The sequence below is a fragment of the Enterococcus sp. AZ067 genome, assembly GCF_051715005.1.
Classification (GTDB): domain Bacteria; phylum Bacillota; class Bacilli; order Lactobacillales; family Enterococcaceae; genus Enterococcus_D; species Enterococcus_D casseliflavus.
Genome location: NZ_JBIOSY010000001.1, coordinates 1 through 19842 on the forward strand (window position 1 = coordinate 1; position 19842 = coordinate 19842).

Consider the following 19842-nt stretch of genomic DNA (forward strand, 5'->3'; position numbering starts at 1 on the left):
ATGCCATCTGCTGATTCTATTTGGCAAGATCTTCAACGTTCCTTTAAAGAAGAGCTGAATCCGGCCAGTTATAGTGCTTGGATCGAGACTGCCAATGTCTTGTCGTTTGAAAAAAATCAGCTGCTGATCGAAGTACCCAGCGATCTTCATAAATCTTATTGGGAAAAAAATCTAGCTGCCAAAATTGTTGAAATGGGATTTATGAAAACTGGTGAAGAATTGATTCCTAGTTTTGTGACTGTCGAAGAAGCAGAAGCTTTAAAAACAGCCCCTTCTACTATTCAAACAGCTGCAGAAGAAAACGAGCGGCCGCCGAAATCGATCTTAAATGAAAAATACACATTTGATACCTTTGTCATCGGGAAAGGCAATCAGATGGCCCACGCTGCTGCTTTAGTTGTTGCAGAAGATCCTGGGTCTATTTATAATCCGCTGTTCTTCTATGGTGGCGTTGGTTTAGGGAAAACCCACTTGATGCACGCGATTGGTCATCAAATGTTGCTGAAACGTCCCAATGCCAAAATCAAGTACGTTAGTAGTGAAAATTTCACCAATGATTTCATTACTTCTATTCAAAAGAACAAAATGGAAGATTTTCGAAACGAATACCGCAATGTTGATCTTTTGCTGGTGGATGATATTCAATTCTTAGTCAATAAAGAAGGAACCCAAGAAGAATTCTTTAATACCTTCGAAGAACTGTATCGCAATAATAAACAGATCGTCCTGACAAGTGATCGTTTGCCAAATGAGATCCCGACTTTGCCGGAACGTTTGGTTTCCCGTTTTGCTTGGGGCTTATCCGTTGATATCACCCCGCCGGATCTAGAGACGCGGACTGCGATTTTGCGGAAAAAAGCCGAAGCCGAACGCTTGGAGATCCCCGACGATACCTTAAGTTATATCGCTGGGCAGATCGATTCGAATATCCGAGAACTTGAAGGAGCACTCGTGCGGGTGCAAGCTTTTGCTACGATGCAAAACTCAGACATTACAACGAGCTTAGCAGCTGAAGCCATCAAAGCCTTGAAATCAAGCCATGGCTCGACCCAAGTTTCGATTTTGCAAATCCAAGAAGAAGTCGCAAAATACTATCACATTCATGTCAATGATCTAAAAGGGAAAAAACGGGTCAAAGGCATCGTGGTCCCACGGCAGATCGCGATGTATCTCTCTCGAGAACTGACCGATAGTTCTTTACCAAAAATCGGCGGCGAATTTGGCGGCAAAGACCATACAACGGTCATTCATGCCCATGAAAAAATTCAGCATTTAGTCGAAACAGATCCCACGATCAAAAATGAGATCGCTGAAATCAAACAAATCCTCTTCAGCTGATCTGTGGATAAGAAAAGAAGAACCAAAAAAGTTGTCCACAAGTTATTCACAGGCATTTTCGTTAGTCTAATCACTCTTTTCTCGAGTTATCCACATTACTAACAAGCCTATTACTACTATTACTTTTATTTAATAACTATAAATTAAAGGAGTATCGCTATGAAGCTAACTTTAAACCGAACAGAGTTCATGCAAGAATTACAAACTGTCCAACGGGCGATTTCAACCAAAACCACCATCCCGATCTTAACTGGAGTAAAATTATCCCTTTCCGAAAAAGGATTGACCATGACTGGGAGCAACGCCGATATTTCCATTGAAACTTTTTTAAGTGTGGAAAACGAAAAAGCGCAAATGCAAATCGAAAAAACAGGAGCGATCGTTTTACAAGCACGTTTCTTCAGCGAAATTGTTCGTCGTTTACCTGAAAGTACCTTAACGTTAGAAGTTTTAGACAATAATCAAGTAGCGATCACTTCTGGAAAAGCCAACTTTACCGTCAACGGATTGGATGCCGATAGTTATCCACATTTACCAGTTGTCGAAAGTCAAGATTCGATCGAGATTCCAGCGCACGTATTGAATAAGGTCGTTAGTGAAACAGTCTTTGCAGTTTCGCAACACGAAAGCCGTCCGATCTTGACTGGGGTCCACTTTGTCTTAGAAAATCAAAAATTATTAGCTGTTGCGACGGACTCACACCGTTTGAGCCAACGGGTGATTCCATTGGAAAGCGGAGAAACAGCCTTCAACATCGTGATTCCTGGCAAAAGCTTAACGGAACTTTCTCGTTCCTTAACAGATGAAGAAGAAGCGATCCAAATCAGCATTATGGATAACCAAGTGTTGTTCCAAACGAAAACCATGAAATTCTATTCTCGTTTATTGGAAGGAACTTACCCAGATACCAACCGTCTGATTCCTTCAAGCTTCAATACTGAGATTGAATTTTCTGTCCCAGAATTGTTACAAGCCATCGAACGGGCGTCATTGCTTTCTCATGAAGGCCGTAACAACATCGTTCGTTTGGCGATCTCCGAAGAAGCCGTTGTCTTATATGGAAACTCACCAGAAATCGGGAAAGTGGAAGAAGATCTTTCTTTTGAAAAAGTGACCGGCGACCCATTAGAGATCTCTTTCAATCCTGACTATATGAAAGCAGCACTCCGAGCCTTTGGTGACACCAGCATCGTGATCCGCTTTATCTCAGCGATCCGGCCCTTTACATTGGAGCCGACAGAGAGCAAAGGCAGCTTTATCCAGCTGATTACACCGGTGCGGACCAACTAGTTTTTCATGTCTTTTGAAAAAAGTTGAAACAATCATCTGAAAATGAATAAATGAGTTAAAAGGGCTTAAAATCGTTTTTAAGCCCTTTTTTCTATTTTGGCTTCTTTTTTGTCTAAAAGCAGTAAGTCTTCTGAGAATGAAAAATATGCCGATGAATTTGTTTTCTTGGCAAAAAAAGAGTATAATAGAGCTAAACGCTCTTTGATAGAATTGAGGGGAATTATGAAAATGCAAATACCGTTAGAAACGGAATATATGACACTTGGACAAATGCTCAAAGAAGTCAGTGTGATCAGTAGCGGCGGCCAAGCGAAATGGTACCTTGCAGAGCACACCGTTTTTGTCGACGGCGAGCCAGAAAATCGACGAGGGCGCAAATTGTATGCGGGAATGCGTGTTGAGCTACCTGATGAAGGTACTTTTTTTATGGTGAAGAAGGAAGACGCCGATGCGGCTGAATGAGTTGCATTTAAGCAATTATCGGAACTATGATTCGCTGACACTGACTTTTGAGAAAGGTCTGGTCATTTTTTTAGGCGAAAATGCGCAAGGAAAAACCAATATTTTAGAAAGTATCTATGTATTGGCGATGACCAAAAGTCACCGCACCTCCAGCGAGCAAGAACTTATCCGTTGGGACACGGAAGGTGCGCGGATCTCTGGCAGTGTCAGTCGGGGACGCTCAACGATCCCGTTAGAACTGTTTTTGTCAAAAAAAGGACGAAAAACGAAAGTAAACCACATTGAGCAAAAAAAGCTCAGTAGTTACATAGGGCAGTTGAATGTCATTTTATTTGCTCCAGAAGACCTCTCCCTTGTAAAAGGAAGTCCCCAAGTCCGCCGTAAATTTCTCGATATGGAAATTGGGCAGATCGATCCAATCTATCTTTATGATCTCGTTCAATACCAATCCGTTTTGAAACAGCGCAATCAATACTTAAAACAGCTGAATGAAAAAAAACAGACCGATGAGATCTATTTAGATGTTTTAACGGAACAGCTGGTGGCTTTCGGCAGTAAAATCATTTTAGCCAGACAACGATTTGTTCAGCGCTTGGCGTATTGGGCAAATCAGCTGCACCAAAAGATCAGCCAAGGAAAAGAAACCTTGCAGATCGACTACTTATCGAATGTGCCTGGTGAGGCGAGTACGCTGGAGGAGATCCAACAGCAATTTGTCAAAGCCTTGGCACAAGTCAAAGACCGTGAACGATTTCGGCAAGTCACGTTGGCAGGTCCGCATCGAGACGATCTGGATTTTTTGATCAATGAGAAAAATGTTCAGACCTTTGGTTCGCAAGGACAGCAGCGAACGACCGCCTTGAGTGTTAAATTGGCAGAAATCGATTTGATGAAAGAAGAAACGGGGGAATATCCCGTCCTTTTATTAGATGACGTCATGAGTGAGCTGGATGATTCCCGACAACTGCATTTATTGGAGACCATTGAAGGAAAAGTTCAGACCTTTCTGACAACGACGACATTAGAACATGTGAAAGACAAAATGTCTGTGGAAGCAGAGATTTTTTATGTACAGCAAGGACATATTAAAGGAGAATAGACTGAATGACAGAAGAAGAAAAAAGCTTAGTTGAACGTGCAAAAGCCTATGATGCCAGTCAGATCCAAGTGTTGGAAGGACTAGAAGCCGTCCGCAAACGACCTGGGATGTACATTGGTTCTACCAGTTCAGAAGGTTTGCACCACTTAGTATGGGAAATCGTCGATAACTCGATCGATGAAGCACTAGCAGGCTTTGCCTCAAGTATTCAAGTGATCATTGAACCAGATAATAGTATTACGGTCGTCGATGACGGTCGGGGGATCCCCGTTGATATCCAAGCCAAAACAGGCCGTCCAGCGGTAGAAACCGTCTTTACGATCCTGCATGCCGGCGGGAAATTCGGCGGTGGCGGCTACAAAGTATCTGGTGGACTGCACGGGGTAGGTTCCTCCGTCGTTAATGCGTTATCCACGACTTTAGACGTAAAAGTCTATAAAGAAGGCAAAGTGTATTATCAAGAATACCATCGTGGGGCAGTCGTTGATGACTTGAAAGTGATCGATGAAACCGACCGCCACGGAACGACCGTCCACTTTGTTCCAGATCCAGAGATCTTTACGGAAACAACCGTATTCAATTTTGACAAATTAGCGACGCGGGTTCGGGAATTAGCCTTCTTGAACCGTGGCTTAAAAATCTCGATCGAAGACAAACGGGAAGAAAAACCCGTCTTGAAAGAATATCATTACGACGGCGGGATCAAGAGCTATGTAGAGCATTTGAATGCAAGTAAGACAGTGATTTTCCCAGATCCGATCTACTTAGAAGGAGAACAACAAGGAATCACGGTTGAAGTTTCCATGCAATATACCGATAGCTACCACAGCAACCTGTTGAGTTTTGCCAACAACATCCATACCTATGAAGGCGGAACCCATGAATTCGGGTTTAAGACTGCCTTGACCCGGGTGATCAACGATTACGCCCGCAAGTCAAAATTGATGAAAGAAAACGACGAAAACCTAACCGGAGAAGATGTTCGGGAAGGATTGACGGCAGTTATCTCTATCAAGCATCCAGATCCTCAGTTTGAGGGACAAACGAAAACCAAATTAGGAAATTCGGAAGTGCGGACAGTCACCGATCGTCTCTTTTCGGAACATTTCACGAAATTCTTGATGGAAAACCCGAATGTGGGTCGTCAAGTCGTGGAAAAAGGACTTTTGGCATCAAAAGCCCGTCAAGCAGCCAAACGTGCGCGGGAAATGACTCGCCGAAAAGGTGCGTTAGAAATCAGTAACTTACCTGGGAAATTAGCCGACTGTTCCAGTAATGATCCAGAAAAATGCGAATTGTTTATCGTCGAAGGAGATTCTGCCGGCGGTTCAGCAAAACAAGGCCGCAGTCGCGAATTCCAAGCGATCTTACCGATCCGTGGGAAAATTTTAAATGTCGAAAAAGCCAGCATGGACAAAATCTTAGCAAACGAAGAGATCCGTTCATTGTTTACGGCAATGGGTACCGGGTTTGGTGCTGATTTTGATGTAGCAAAAGCCCGTTACCACAAGCTAGTTATCATGACCGATGCCGATGTCGATGGTGCCCATATCCGGACCCTACTTTTGACGCTGTTCTATCGTTATATGCGTCCAATCGTTGAAGCTGGTTATGTCTATATCGCACAACCGCCATTGTACGGTGTCAAACAAGGGAAAAATATCCACTATATCCAACCCGGCAAGAATGCCGAACAAGATTTGAAAAATACGATTGAATCACTGCCTGCGACACCAAAACCAACGGTTCAACGCTACAAAGGTCTAGGTGAAATGGATGACCACCAGTTATGGGAAACCACGATGGACCCTGAAAACCGGATGATGCTGCGGGTCAGCGTAGATGATGCCATAGAAGCCGATCAAATTTTTGAAATGCTGATGGGGGATCGCGTCGAACCAAGACGGGCCTTTATCGAAGAAAACGCGCACTACGTGAAAAATCTTGACATCTAGCCAATCGTAGAGGAGGAAACAGCTTGAGTGAAGAAGCAAAACAAAATATTCATGACGTCAATCTGACCAGTGAAATGCGCGAGTCCTTTATCGATTATGCAATGAGTGTAATTGTTGCTAGGGCTTTACCAGATGTGCGGGATGGCTTAAAGCCGGTTCACCGCCGAATTTTATATGGAATGAATGAATTAGGGGTCACACCAGACAAGCCCCATAAAAAATCAGCCCGGATCGTCGGCGATGTCATGGGGAAATACCATCCCCATGGTGACAGTGCGATCTATGAATCAATGGTGCGGATGGCACAGCCCTTTAGCTATCGCTACATGCTAGTCGATGGCCACGGAAACTTTGGTTCAGTCGATGGTGACGGTGCCGCTGCGATGCGGTATACCGAAGCCCGCATGAGCAAACTGGCGATGGAGATGCTGCGGGACATCAACAAAGATACCGTTGATTTCCAAAGCAACTATGATGATACAGAACGAGAACCAGCGGTATTACCTGCCCGCTTCCCGAACCTTTTGGTCAACGGTACGACTGGGATCGCTGTTGGGATGGCGACCAATATCCCGCCTCATAACTTGAATGAAGTCATTGCAGCCATCGATCTATTGATGGAAAATCCAGAAGTCACGACAAGTGAATTGATGGAAGTCCTACCAGGACCAGACTTCCCAACTGGCGGGATCGTGATGGGAAAATCTGGTATTCGCCGTGCTTATGAAACAGGGAAAGGTTCGATCACTGTTCGCGGGAAAGTCGAAGTGACTGAAATGCCCAACGGCAAAGAACGGATCTTAGTGACTGAATTGCCATATATGGTCAATAAAGCCAAATTGATCGAACGGATCTCTGAGTTGCACCGTGACAAACGGATCGAAGGAATCACCGATCTGCGCGATGAATCGTCTCGTGAAGGCATGCGGATCGTGATCGACGTTCGTCGCGACGTCAGTGCGTCGGTGATCTTAAACAATCTCTACAAAATGACTGCACTGCAATCTTCTTTTGGCTTTAATATGTTAGCCATTGAAAAAGGCGTGCCGAAGATTTTGAGCTTGAAACGAATTTTAGAAAACTACATCGAGCACCAACAAGAAGTGGTGACTCGTCGGACACAGTTTGATAAAAACAAAGCAGAAGCCCGTGCCCACATCTTGGAAGGGTTACGGATCGCATTGGATCATATCGATGAGATCATTGCTTTGATCCGGGCATCAAATTCTGATGATGAAGCAAAAAATAGCATGATGGAGCGCTTCAAATTGTCCGATCGCCAAGCGCAAGCGATTTTAGATATGCGTTTGCGTCGCTTGACCGGTTTGGAACGCGATAAGATCGAAAACGAGTACCAAGGCTTGTTAGAATTTATCGCTGATTTGACAGACATTTTAGCAAATCCACAACGGGTCCTAGAGATCATCCAAACGGAGTTGCAAGAATTAGGCCAACGCTTTGGCGATGATCGCCGGACTGAATTATTGGTTGGGGAAGTCTTAAGTCTTGAAGATGAAGATTTGATCGAAGAAGAAGAAATCGTCATTACCTTGACGAACAATGGGTACATCAAACGAGTAGCTAAGTCTGAATTCCGTGCACAACGCCGCGGCGGACGTGGCGTTCAAGGAATGGGGATCCACGATGAAGATTTCGTGAAGACGTTGGTTTCTTGTTCGACTCATGACACATTACTGTTCTTCACTAATAAAGGGAAAGTTTACAAAGCCAAAGGTTATGAAATTCCTGAGTATGGTCGAGCAGCCAAAGGGATCCCTGTGATCAATCTCCTAGGGATCGATTCTAGCGAACGGATCGAAGCGATCATTTCGGCTTCTGGTGGGCCTCAAGAAGGACGCTACTTGTTCTTCACGACGCGTCTAGGTGTGGTCAAACGGACCTCAGTGACGGCCTTTTCAAATATCCGTGCCAATGGTCTGATTGCGATTGGTCTTCGGGAAAATGATGAGTTGGTCAATGTAATTGAAACCCACGGCGAAGATGTCGTGATCATCGGAACCCACGATGGCTACTCTGTGACCTTCAAAGAAGCGCTTGTGCGGGATATGGGCCGAACAGCTGCTGGTGTGCGAGGCATTCGTCTAAGAGACGGAGACTACGTGGTAGGTGCTGCAGTGATCACAGAAGACAGTGAAGTCTTGGTCATCACTGAGAACGGCTATGGCAAGCGTACCAAAGGCTCTGAATACCCAATCAAAGGTCGTGGCGGAAAAGGGATCAAAACAGCCAACATTACGGCGAAAAACGGTCCATTAGCCGGCTTGACGACGGTCAGCGGTGAGGAAGACATCATGGTGATCACCGATAAAGGCGTCTTGATTCGTTTCAATGTAGCGACTGTTTCCCAAACTGGTCGGGCAACCTTAGGGGTTCGTTTGATGAAGATGGAAAACAATGCCAAAGTAGTGACGATGGCAACGGTTGAACCAGAAGTCGAAGAAGAACTAGCGACTGCTGAAGAAACAGCGGTACAAGATGTACCAGATGTGGAAGAAACAACGGAAGACACCACGGATACACAAGAATAAGCAATACGTTTTCTAGGAAGACAGCAACCTGCGAACCTGCAGCTTGCTGTCTTCCTATTCTTTTTCAAAAAATCGACAGCAGCTGACGTATTTATCAGTGTAAGCGATTGTTTGCGGTGATGGGTAGATGCAGGGACGCAAAAAAATAGCTTGCAGTAAGGACGAAAAAAGTGTATAATAATTATTTGTGAGTAGTCTAATTAGACCACTCTCTCTGCTCCTAGAAAACTAGGGGCCAAAGTCCACAGGGAGGTGAAAAATCAATGGAAAACACGAAATATGAGATTTTATATATCATTCGTCCAAACATTGATGAAGAAGCAAAAGCCGCATTGATCGCTCGTTTTGACTCAATCTTAACTGATAACGGCGCTGAAGTTATCGAATCAAAAGATTGGCAAAAACGCCGTCTAGCGTATGAAATGGATGGATTCCGTGAGGGTATCTATCACATCGTTAAAGTTTCTTCTTCAACAACTGCAAGTGCAATCAACGAGTTTGACCGTCTTGCAAAAATCAATGATGACATTATCCGTCACATGATTGTCAAAGAAGAAGCATAATATTGTTTCACATGAAACAAAAGCGATGAGGAGATGATGAACTTTGATTAATAATGTTGTACTAGTAGGAAGACTAACCAAAGATCCTGATTTACGTTACACTTCTAATGGCACTGGTGTCGCAACCTTTACCTTGGCGGTAAACCGCAATTTTACCAACCAAAGTGGAGAGCGCGAAGCTGATTTCATCAACTGTGTTATTTGGAGAAAACCAGCGGAAACATTAGCAAACTATGCACGCAAAGGAACTTTATTAGGGGTTACTGGACGTATTCAAACCCGTTCATACGACAACCAACAAGGCCAACGTGTTTATGTAACAGAAGTCGTTGCTGACAACTTCCAATTATTAGAGTCGCGGAATGCTTCCGAGCAAAGACGCACAACTGATAGCGGATCTGGCAGTAACAATACGTATAACTCAAACAGTTCTTCTGGATTTGGTAACAATAACTCAAATCAAACTCAATCCTCTCAACCATCAGGAATGCCTAATTTTGATCGAGACAACTCCGATCCATTCGGAAACTCATCAATCGACATTTCAGACGATGATTTACCATTCTAAGAAATTGATAGGAGGGAAATAGGATGGCACAACAAAGAAGAGGCGGACGCAAACGTCGTAAAGTAGACTACATTGCTGCAAACCATATTGAACATATCGATTATAAAGATATTGAATTACTAAAACGTTTCATTTCAGAACGCGGTAAAATCTTACCACGTCGTGTAACTGGTACTGGTGCGAAAAACCAACGCAAACTTACCATTGCAATCAAACGTGCGCGTATCATGGGATTACTTCCATTCGTAGGCGAAGAATAAATCAAATGATTTTCATTGACAAGTTTCTTTTGAAGCTTGTCAATTTTTTTATCCATCGAAGAGTAACTTGTTATTTTATATATAGATAGAATAACGAATGATAGAAAATTTTTCCTGGTTGTTTCACCAAAAAAGTTTCACGTGGAACTTTTTTGCATCAATCGCCTATTTGATTGTTTTGTGGTAAAATAAGGAACAAAGCTTCAAAAAAATGGGATGATACATTGAGGGGTAAAAAAGATGGCAGCAATTGGGTTGATTTCAATTGATAATTACGATGATTTGATTGAGAAAAAAGACGACAAACAAGTTTCTTATTTGAACTCGCTGATCACGACACTGATTTCTGATTGGGCAAGTGAGAATCATGTTTTTTACAAACGAATCAATTCCGAGCGGTTTCTTTTCGTCGCGAAGTATTCAGATATTGAGCGGATGAAGGAAGAAAAATTCCAATTTTTGACTAGAGTACGGCAAGTTGCGGAAAAAAATGATCTGGCATTAACGATCAGTATGGGAATCTCCTATGGGGAAGAGTCTTTTGAAGAGATTGGTGAAGTGGCACAAAACAATCTCGACATTGCGTTAGTTCGTGGCGGCGATCAAGTTGTTTTAAAAGAAGCTAAAGAAGAAGCGAAACCGCAATTCTTTGGCGGCAATACAGACGGCACACCAAAGAGAACGCGTGTTCGTTCTCGTGCCATGAGTACGGCGTTGAGAAAGATTTTTGCTGAAAACCAGCGGATCTTTATCATGGGTCATCGTTACCCGGACATGGATGCCTTAGGTTCGGCTTTTGGGGTGGCTTACATGGCGATGATGAGCGACAAAGAATGCTACATTATTTTAAATCCAAAAGAGATCACCGCCGACATTCAGCGGGCATTGGAAGAATTGAAAAAATACCCCGAGCTGGAACGATTTGTGATCACTGGGGAAGAAGCAGTTAATTTATCAAATGAAGAAAGTGTGCTAGTGATGGTAGATTACCATAAGCCGTCGATGTCGATCTCGCAAGCGGTCTATGATGAATTTGACAAAATCGCAGTGATCGATCACCATCGTCGCGGGGATGAGTTTCCCGATAAGCCACTATTGACGTATATTGAATCTTCCGCGTCTTCGGCATCGGAACTGGTAGCAGAATTAATCCAGTATCGCGCTTCTCGCAGATCGCAAGTCCCTAAATTTATTACGACTTCTTTATTAGCGGGCATCTACGTGGATACGAAGAACTTCACGGTGCGAACCACTGGTCGGACCTTTGATATTGCTGGCTATTTGAAGAATCAAGGCGCAGATACCTCATTGGTTCAATACATGCTGAGTACGGATTTAGATTCCTATTTGATGATCAGTGAACTGGTTTCTCGCAGCCAGCATTTCCGAGAAGATATCGTGATTGCTGCAGCGGATGAAGATCGGGTGTACGATAGTGTCACCGTTGCAAAAGCGGCCGATACTCTGCTATCGATCAATGGGATCCATGCGGCGTTTGTCATTACGAAACAGCCAGGAGATTTGATCGGTATCAGTGCTAGAAGTACCGGAAAAGTCAATGTACAAACCTTGATGGAGGCATTAGGCGGCGGCGGACATTTTACCAACGCAGCCACGCAAATAAAAAACAGCAGCATTGGTGATGTAGAAAACCAGCTGCGAGCAGAATTAACGAAAAATGAACAATAACAAGGAGTGACCAAGATGAAAGTTATTTTCTTACAAGATGTCAAAGGTAAAGGCAAAAAAGGCGATATCAAGGAAGTCCCTAATGGCTACGCACAAAACTTCCTGATCAAAAACAACTTAGCTAAACCTGCCAACAATGAAAGCATGGCAGAATTAAAAGGCAAACAAAAAGCCAAAGAAAAACAAGATGCCGAAGTCTTAGCAGAAGCGAAAGAGTTAAAAGCACTTCTTGAAAAAGAAGAAACCGTTGTGAAGATCAATGCTAAAGCAGGGGAAGATGGCCGCTTGTTTGGTTCGATCCCATCAAAACAAATTGCCGATGCCTTGAACAAGCAATACAAAATCAAGATCGACAAACGCAAAATCGAATTGGATCAGCCGATTCGTGCATTAGGCTTCACGCAAGTACCTGTAAAATTGCACCCACAAGTAACAGCAACGATCAATGTTCATACCATTCAAGAATAAGCATTACTCCCAACAGTCATATGTTGGGTTTTTTTCGGCAAACGTCCAAGCAATCTTGTACTTTGGATGGGAATCTTGTAGAATGAATGGACGAAGGAGCGAATGGCATGAATGAAGTTTGGCAAAATCAAGTTCCCCCACAAGATATTGAAGCGGAACAAGCGGTCCTAGGGGCAGTCTTTTTAGATGCCGATGCGATCATCGATGCAATGGAAGTAATCGCCCCAGAAGATTTTTATCGCCGCAGCCATCAAATAATTTTTCAAGCAATGATCCAGTTGAACGACCGTAGTGAATCGATCGACTTGATCACGTTGAAAGCAGAAATTGAAAAAAGCAATAGTCTTGAAGATGTTGGCGGTCTGACGTATCTGACTGAATTGAGTCAAGCTTCACCATCAGCAGCAAGTATTGCTTATTATGCGAAGATCGTTGACGACAAAGCTACGTTACGTAATCTGATCCAAACAGCGAGCCGTATCGTAACCAAAGGCTTTGAACAAGATGAAGATGTGCAGTCGATCATTGATCAAGCAGAAAAAAGTATTTTAGAAGTATCCGAAAAGCGCAATAGCAATGGCTTCCAATCGATAGCGGAAGTCTTGAATCGGACGATCGAAACGATCGATCAGTTGGCGCAAAACAATGAAGAAATCACCGGATTACCCACGGGTTATGCGGCTTTAGACAAAATGACGGCGGGGCTGCAAAAAGAAGAGCTGATTATTCTCGCTGCCCGCCCCGCGGTAGGGAAAACCGCGTTTGCCTTGAATATCGCGCAAAATGTCGGAACGAAAACCGATCGTTCCGTAGCGATCTTTAGTCTGGAAATGGGGGCTGAATCATTGGTCAACCGGATGCTTTGTGCGGAAGGCTCGATTGAGGCCAGTCACTTGCGGACGGGGCAGCTCTCAGAAGAAGAGTGGCGCAATTTGATCGTTGCCATGGGCAGTCTTTCTAACGCCAATATCTATATCGATGATACCCCTGGGATCAAGATCTCTGAGATTCGGGCACGTTGTCGGAAACTGGCGCAAGAAAAAGGCAATCTCGGCTTGATTTTGATCGACTATTTGCAGCTGATTGAAGGAACGGGTCGCGAAAACCGCCAACAAGAAGTCTCTGAGATCTCTCGCCAATTAAAGAAACTGGCGAAGGAATTAAAAGTGCCAGTGATCGCACTTTCTCAGCTTTCTCGGGGTGTGGAACAACGACAAGACAAGCGTCCTGTTTTAAGTGATATCCGAGAATCAGGATCGATCGAGCAGGATGCCGATATCGTTGCTTTCTTGTACCGAGATGACTACTACCGCAGCGAAGGCGACGATGACGATGAACCAGAAGAACAACAAAACAACAATGTGATCGAAGTCATTATCGAGAAAAACCGGAGTGGTGCCCGAGGGACCGTCGAACTTCTATTTATCAAAGAATACAATAAGTTCTCCTCGGTCTCGCCGCGAGAAGAGTTCGGGTAAGACACCAACGATGTGAGAAACCAAGGCTCCTGCTGCCGTCTGCATTGCGCTGATGGCAGCAGGGCTTTTTTTATGTGCTGACTTTATTCGTTTTTACGTGCATAAATAATTATTGAGAAGAAAATAGTTCGTTTTTTACCCCTGAAAAATGAGAATTTAAAACGATTATTCGATTTTAGATTGAAAGAGCTTGCGAATCTTGTTACAATACTTAAGGAATGCACTAATTAAAGAAAGAGGTCATTATATGTCATCTGTAGTAGTAGTAGGTACACAATGGGGCGATGAAGGTAAAGGAAAGATTACGGACTTTTTGAGTGAAAACGCGGAAGTCATTGCACGTTATCAAGGTGGAGACAATGCCGGCCATACGATTAAATTTGACGGTGTGACCTATAAACTGCATTTGATTCCTTCTGGGATCTTTTATGCAGATAAAATCAGTGTCATTGGAAACGGGGTCGTTGTGAACCCGAAATCATTAGTTAAAGAATTAGCATACTTAAAAGAAAACAATATAATAACAGAAAACTTAAAGATTTCTGATCGTGCACATGTTATTTTACCTTACCATATCCATTTGGATCAGCTGCAAGAAGATGCCAAAGGTGACAACAAGATCGGTACCACGATCAAAGGGATCGGACCAGCCTATATGGATAAAGCTGCCAGAGTCGGCATTCGGATCGCTGATCTTTTAGACAAAGAAATTTTTGAAGAACGTCTGCGTATCAACTTAGAAGAAAAAAATCGTCAATTCGTGAAAATGTTTGACGCAGAGCCAATCGCTTTTGAAGACATTTTTGAAGAGTATTACGAATATGGCCAACAAATCAAAAAATATGTGACGGATACTTCGGTGATCCTTAACGATGCCTTAGATGAAGGCAAACGGGTTTTATTTGAAGGGGCACAAGGCGTGATGCTGGATATCGACCAAGGAACCTATCCTTTCGTGACATCATCCAACCCCGTTGCTGGGGGAGTCACTATTGGTAGTGGTGTGGGTCCTTCAAAAATCAACAAAGTCGTTGGTGTCTGCAAAGCTTACACCTCTCGGGTAGGAGATGGTCCTTTCCCAACGGAACTGTTTGATGAAACAGGTGAACAAATTCGTAAGATCGGTCGTGAATACGGAACAACGACAGGACGTCCTCGCCGTGTGGGCTGGTTTGATACCGTCGTGATGCGCCATTCAAAACGGGTCTCAGGGATTACAAACCTATCCCTTAACTCGATCGATGTTTTGAGCGGTTTAGAAACCGTGAAGATCTGTACCGCTTATGAACTAGATGGTGAATTGATCTATCATTACCCAGCAAGCTTGAAAGAGTTGAACCGCTGCAAACCAGTCTACGAAGAACTTCCTGGCTGGTCTGAAGACATTACTGGCTGCAAAACATTAGCAGATCTGCCAGAAAATGCACGCAATTACGTTCACCGCATCTCTGAATTAGTCGGTGTCCGCATTTCGACCTTCTCGGTAGGACCAGACCGCAGCCAAACCAACATTTTAGAAAGTGTTTGGGCGCAAATCTAATCTGACGCAAAAGCTTCAGAACAAGACGAAGAACTCCTGTGTCAAAAGCAGTCAACGATAAGTTTGGCTGCTTTTGATGAGAATTTCTTCTGTCTTGTTCTTTTTTTGCTATAATAGGGGGTAACGAGAGGGGTGAAACCATGTTTCAAATCATGACAGATTCCTGCTGTGATTTACCAGCAGCAAGATTAGCGGAGCTAGATGTTGCGTATATTCCGATGCTGATCGAATTAGACGGCAAAGAATATATCGATGATATGGGCAAAGAATTTGATACGGAATGGTTTTTAGGAAAACTAAAAGAGCATGCGCAGCCGACAACTTCTCAAATCAATGTCGGACGTTATATGGAGTATTTTCGGCCATATGTCGAAGCGGGCACACCGGTCCTTTATTTAGGTTTTTCTTCAGGAATGAGCGGCTCATTCCAAAGTGCCGTCCAAGCCGTAGCCTTACTAAAAGAAGAATACAAAGAAGTTGCGATCACCTTGATCGATACGCGCTCTGCGAGTTTAGGCGAAGGCTTCTTAGTGGCTGAAGCAGCCCAACAAAAAGCCCAAGGACGTTCGTTGCTAGAAGTCAGCCAATGGGTAGAAGAAAACAAACTGCGTTTAGATTCATGGGTCACCGTCGACGATTTAAAACAATTGGAACGCGGCGGCAGAATCTCTAAAACAGCGGCAGCGATCGGCGGATTGCTGAACGTGAAACCAATCATTACCGTCGATACTGCGGGAAAATTACGCAGCGTTGATCGAGTGCGGGGACGCAACAAAGCGATCCAAAAAATCGTGGATCAAACCATTGCCAATCTTCACGAATCAAAAACCAATACGGTTTATTTTGCCAATGCTGGCGATGCCGAAGCGGCGGAGAAAGTCATCAAACGTTTGACCGAAAAAATTCCTGACATTATTATTCATCATTATCCATTAGGTCCAACGATCTCCAGTCATACCGGCTATGGCTGCTTGGCGCTGTTTTCATTCGGCAAAGCCCGTTTAGAACAAGCGTAACCTGCCAAAAATACCCGCAGCACCTAGGCAAAATAAAAGAAACGCTCCAGTTGCAGCCTTGGTGGCGGGCAACTGGAGCGTTCTTTTTTTCAAAAGCAGCTTATTGATTCATTTCTGCTACGCGTTTTTGGACATCTTTGTTTTCTAAGAATTCATCGTAGGTCGTTTCGGCACGATCCACCACGCCTTTGCTAGAGACCGCAATGATACGGTTCGCAAGGGTTTGAATAAATTGGTGGTCATGAGAAGCAAACAACAATGAGCCGGTGAAGGCCATCAAGCCATCGTTTAATGCGGTGATCGATTCTAAGTCCAAGTGATTGGTTGGATCATCCAATACCAATACGTTGGCTTTTGAAAGCATCATTTTCGACAACATGCAGCGAACTTTTTCGCCCCCGGAAAGAACGTTGACGGGTTTTAATACTTCGTCACCAGAGAACAACATGCGACCTAGGAAGCTGCGCAAGAAGGTATTGTCGTCTTCTTCTTTGCTTGCGTATTGACGCAACCAATCAACGATCGGGGTATCCGTATCAAATTCGCTGGTCGTATCTTTTGGCAAGTAGGCATGCTGCGTGGTCACGCCCCAACGAACACTACCTGTATCAGGAGTGATTTCCCCCATGATGACTTTGAATAGCGTTGTGGTGGTGATATCGCTATTGGCAACAAAAGCGACTTTGTCGTCTTTGTTCAAGGTGAAAGAGATATTGTCTAAAATCTTTTTGCCGTCGATCGTCACACTGACATTGTCGACTTGCAGCAAGTCATTCCCGATTTCACGTTCTGGTTTAAAACCGACAAACGGGTAGCGGCGAGACGAAGGTTGAATATCATCAAGAGTGATTTTATCCAACATTTTTTTCCGAGAAGTTGCTTGTTTGGATTTTGATGCATTGGCACTAAAGCGTGCGATAAAGTCTTGCAGTTCTTTGATCTGCTCTTCTTTTTTTGCATTTGATTGGGATTGTAATTTCGCAGCTAATTGGCTTGATTCCAACCAGAAATCATAGTTGCCGACAAACAATTTGATTTTGCCGAAGTCTAGATCGGCCATATGGGTACAAACTTTATTTAAGAAGTGGCGGTCATGGGAAACAACGATGACGGTGTTGTCAAAGTTGATCAGAAACTCTTCTAACCAGTTGATAGATTGGATATCCAATCCGTTGGTAGGCTCATCTAGGAGCAAGACGTCTGGCTTACCGAAAAGGGCTTGTGCCAGTAAGACTTTCACCCGTTGACCAGCAGTTAGATCTTTCATCAAGACATGATGCAATTCATCGGGAATGTTCAAGCCTTGCAAAAGAACAGCTGCTTCGGGCTCTGCTTCCCAGCCATCAAGTTCCGCAAATTCGCCTTCTAGTTCGGCGGCACGAATCCCATCTTCATCAGAAAAGTCTTCCTTCATGTAGATCGCGTCTTTTTCTTTCATCACTTCGTAGAGACGTTTATGGCCCATGATGACCGTTTCGATCACTGGAAACTCTTCGTAATCATAGTGGTTCTGCTTCAAGACAGCCATCCGTTCATCAGGACCTAAAGACACATTCCCGGTTGAAGGTTGGATCTCACCAGATAAAATTTTTAAAAAAGTTGATTTACCAGCACCATTTGCACCAATCAAACCATAACAATTACCAGGCGTAAACTTAATATTAACATCATCAAACAGTTTGCGGTCTGAAAAATGCAAACTTACATCACTTACTGTAATCAATTCTTTTCCTCACTTTATATAAATTGACATGGAGTCTCCTAGCATTATAGCGATGAATGTTGAAACTTTCAAGTAAAGCCGAGGATTTCATCAGGAAAGGCTTAGGGCTGGTGAAAGAAAAATTTTGGCTGCTGCTGCCTTCCTAGTAGAACCTGACGGCTTCCTATGCTAGAGTATTGGTAGAATAGTTAGACAAAGGAGCAGACGAATGGTGGATTGGTTGGTTGGATTGTCGCCATGGCAGCAAGCGTTGGCGGGGACAATCTTTACGTATGGTATGACGGCGCTTGGGGCAGCGCTAGTCTTTTTCTTCAAAGAAATCAATAAAAATGTCCTGAATACGATGCTGGGGTTTGCCTCTGGCGTGATGATCGCTGCTAGTTTCTGGTCGTTATTAGATCCTGCGATCGCACGAGCCGAAGAAAATGGCGACATTCCGTGGCTTGTGGTCAGCATCGGGTTTGGTTTGGGTGGTTTGTTTCTATATGCAGCAGATAAGACGCTCCCGCATATGCATTTTGGTCCGAATCATGAAACAGAAGGTTTGCCCAGTCATTTGAAGCGAACGATCTTGCTGGTCTTTTCCATCACGCTGCATAATATCCCAGAAGGCTTGGCGGTAGGGGTAGCGTTTGGGGCGGCGGCTAGTGCCGATGATCCGCGAGCAGCGATCTTAGCGGCGCTTTCGGTAGCGATCGGGATCGGGATCCAAAATTTTCCAGAAGGCGCAGCCGTTTCGATCCCCTTGCGCCAAGAAGGGTTAAGCCGAACCAAAGCCTTTATGTACGGGCAAGCGTCAGGGATCGTAGAACCGATCGCCGGTGTGATCGGAGCTTTGCTAGTAACGAGTATGTCCGCTGTCTTGCCGTATGCGTTGGCTTTTGCAGCGGGTGCTATGATCTATGTAGTGGTGGAAGAATTGATTCCAGAAGCGCAGCAAACCTTGACGAGTCGCCGCCATTTTGCGGTCTTTGGCGTCATGCTAGGCTTTATCTTAATGATGGTTTTAGATGTAGCATTAGGCTGATCGATAAAAAAACACCTGACTTTCCAAACGTCAGGTGTTTTTGATTTACTTGTAATTAACGATAATATTTTCTTGGCTTTTGGCGAATCGATGTTAACCAGCGAACGATCAAAACGGCTAGCAGCAAAGGAATCCCGAAACGGAAGACCAATCCGATCAGCCCACCAATAATGCCTAATACAACGGATAAAACAAGGGATGCTGCGATTAAAACTGCCACGACAGTAACGATTCTTCCTAATAAACTTTCTGTATTCATTGTGACTCCTCCTAGACTTTTTTTCTTATCCCTAGCATAGCAAGAAAGAAAAAGAAACACATCCAACTTAAGACGGAATAATTGCTCCGCCGTGCGCCATAGGTTTGTGATAAACTAAACATGAATGAATCATGAAAGGAGTCAAAAAGAATGAATGCAGAAATTCTCACGAGCCAAGTCATCACAGAAGGAGGGTGCAATGCCTGTTTGCCTTATGAACTCAATACCTTCACGCTGCAGCTGCCGGATGGTCGTAGTTTTTCGTTAGAAAACTTGGATGCTGCTGCATTAGTGATGCCAATTGCCCAGATCAATCAGTGGCAGACGCGCTTATTATTAGAAGAAGACGAAGGATTGATCTATCAAAAAGGAACGCAAGAAGTAATTTTCGTAGAGGGCAGCCGTCAGGATACGTTTTCCAGCAAAGGACAGACGATTTCTTGTCCGAAAAAGAGTTGCGAAGCTGACGTCTTTGCCACAACCAATCGAGTGCTGACAGAATTGTTTGGCATCGAACCGATTTCCTTCGTTCTGCGGGCTGCACAAGCATAAGAGGAC

General features: G+C 43.9%; 18 protein-coding genes. 16 read left to right on the forward strand and 2 right to left on the reverse strand.

Annotated elements, in window-relative coordinates; genetic code table 11:
* The 14 genes from dnaA (at position 1) to IGI82_RS00070 (ending at position 16275) form a co-directional block, all read left to right on the forward strand.
* Positions 1-1338, forward strand: coding sequence for a chromosomal replication initiator protein DnaA (gene dnaA / locus IGI82_RS00005; RefSeq protein WP_015508676.1), 1338 nt, complete (start codon positions 1-3; stop codon positions 1336-1338).
* A 159-nt stretch (positions 1339-1497) separates the two neighbouring features.
* Entirely contained in the window at positions 1498-2628 is a 1131-nt protein-coding gene (dnaN, locus tag IGI82_RS00010) for a DNA polymerase III subunit beta (RefSeq protein ID WP_005226354.1), read from the forward strand.
* Positions 2629-2850: 222 nt separating this feature from the next.
* A complete protein-coding gene (gene yaaA, locus IGI82_RS00015) occupies positions 2851-3090 on the forward strand; it encodes a S4 domain-containing protein YaaA (protein WP_008376781.1) in 240 nt (79 codons plus the stop codon).
* Entirely contained in the window at positions 3077-4189 is a 1113-nt protein-coding gene (gene recF / locus IGI82_RS00020) for a DNA replication/repair protein RecF (protein ID WP_271771732.1), read from the forward strand. Before yaaA ends, recF begins: the two co-directional genes overlap by 14 nt.
* A 5-nt stretch (positions 4190-4194) precedes the next feature.
* Positions 4195-6144 (forward strand): DNA topoisomerase (ATP-hydrolyzing) subunit B, encoded by a 1950-nt coding sequence (gene gyrB, locus IGI82_RS00025; protein WP_005226359.1) that lies wholly within the window; start codon positions 4195-4197, stop codon positions 6142-6144.
* A 23-nt stretch (positions 6145-6167) separates the two neighbouring features.
* Entirely contained in the window at positions 6168-8693 is a 2526-nt protein-coding gene (gene gyrA / locus IGI82_RS00030; RefSeq protein ID WP_016608933.1) for a DNA gyrase subunit A, read from the forward strand.
* 263 nt (positions 8694-8956) lie between these two features.
* Positions 8957-9256 carry a 30S ribosomal protein S6 gene (gene rpsF / locus IGI82_RS00035; RefSeq protein WP_005226363.1) on the forward strand — a complete coding sequence of 100 codons (300 nt, stop codon included), beginning with the start codon at positions 8957-8959 and terminating at the stop codon, positions 9254-9256.
* A 43-nt stretch (positions 9257-9299) separates the two neighbouring features.
* Complete coding sequence (gene ssb / locus IGI82_RS00040; RefSeq protein WP_005226365.1) at positions 9300-9824, forward strand: single-stranded DNA-binding protein; 525 nt, start codon at positions 9300-9302, stop codon at positions 9822-9824.
* A gap of 23 nt (positions 9825-9847) precedes the next feature.
* Positions 9848-10084: a 30S ribosomal protein S18 gene (rpsR, locus tag IGI82_RS00045; RefSeq protein ID WP_005226367.1), complete on the forward strand. Its 237-nt coding sequence runs from the start codon at positions 9848-9850 to the stop codon at positions 10082-10084.
* 240 nt (positions 10085-10324) lie between these two features.
* Positions 10325-11773 carry a DHH family phosphoesterase gene (locus IGI82_RS00050; protein ID WP_005232918.1) on the forward strand — a complete coding sequence of 483 codons (1449 nt, stop codon included), beginning with the start codon at positions 10325-10327 and terminating at the stop codon, positions 11771-11773.
* A gap of 15 nt (positions 11774-11788) precedes the next feature.
* The gene (rplI, locus tag IGI82_RS00055; protein ID WP_005226371.1) at positions 11789-12241 is read left to right on the forward strand and encodes a 50S ribosomal protein L9; all 453 of its coding nucleotides are present in this window, start codon (positions 11789-11791) and stop codon (positions 12239-12241) included.
* Positions 12242-12348: 107 nt separating this feature from the next.
* Entirely contained in the window at positions 12349-13719 is a 1371-nt protein-coding gene (gene dnaB, locus IGI82_RS00060) for a replicative DNA helicase (protein WP_005226374.1), read from the forward strand.
* A 247-nt stretch (positions 13720-13966) separates the two neighbouring features.
* On the forward strand, positions 13967-15259 hold the full coding sequence (locus IGI82_RS00065) for an adenylosuccinate synthase (RefSeq protein ID WP_005232916.1): 1293 nt from the start codon (positions 13967-13969) through the stop codon (positions 15257-15259).
* Positions 15260-15399: 140 nt separating this feature from the next.
* Positions 15400-16275 carry a DegV family protein gene (locus tag IGI82_RS00070; RefSeq protein WP_005226378.1) on the forward strand — a complete coding sequence of 292 codons (876 nt, stop codon included), beginning with the start codon at positions 15400-15402 and terminating at the stop codon, positions 16273-16275.
* 100 nt (positions 16276-16375) lie between these two features.
* On the opposite strand, the gene IGI82_RS00075 is transcribed toward IGI82_RS00070, so the two are convergent.
* A complete protein-coding gene (locus tag IGI82_RS00075; RefSeq protein ID WP_005226380.1) occupies positions 16376-17998 on the reverse strand; it encodes an ABC-F family ATP-binding cassette domain-containing protein in 1623 nt (540 codons plus the stop codon).
* 208 nt (positions 17999-18206) lie between these two features.
* Here IGI82_RS00075 and IGI82_RS00080 point away from each other — a divergent pair, with 208 nt between their 5' ends.
* Complete coding sequence (locus tag IGI82_RS00080) at positions 18207-19025, forward strand: ZIP family metal transporter (RefSeq protein ID WP_005232914.1); 819 nt, start codon at positions 18207-18209, stop codon at positions 19023-19025.
* A gap of 55 nt (positions 19026-19080) precedes the next feature.
* On the opposite strand, the gene IGI82_RS00085 is transcribed toward IGI82_RS00080, so the two are convergent.
* Positions 19081-19284 carry a hypothetical protein gene (locus tag IGI82_RS00085; protein WP_010748476.1) on the reverse strand — a complete coding sequence of 68 codons (204 nt, stop codon included), beginning with the start codon at positions 19282-19284 and terminating at the stop codon, positions 19081-19083.
* A gap of 150 nt (positions 19285-19434) precedes the next feature.
* On the opposite strand from IGI82_RS00085, the gene IGI82_RS00090 reads away from it, so the two are divergent.
* Positions 19435-19836 (forward strand): DUF4809 family protein, encoded by a 402-nt coding sequence (locus tag IGI82_RS00090; protein WP_010748477.1) that lies wholly within the window; start codon positions 19435-19437, stop codon positions 19834-19836.
* Positions 19837-19842: the final 6 nt, after the last annotated feature.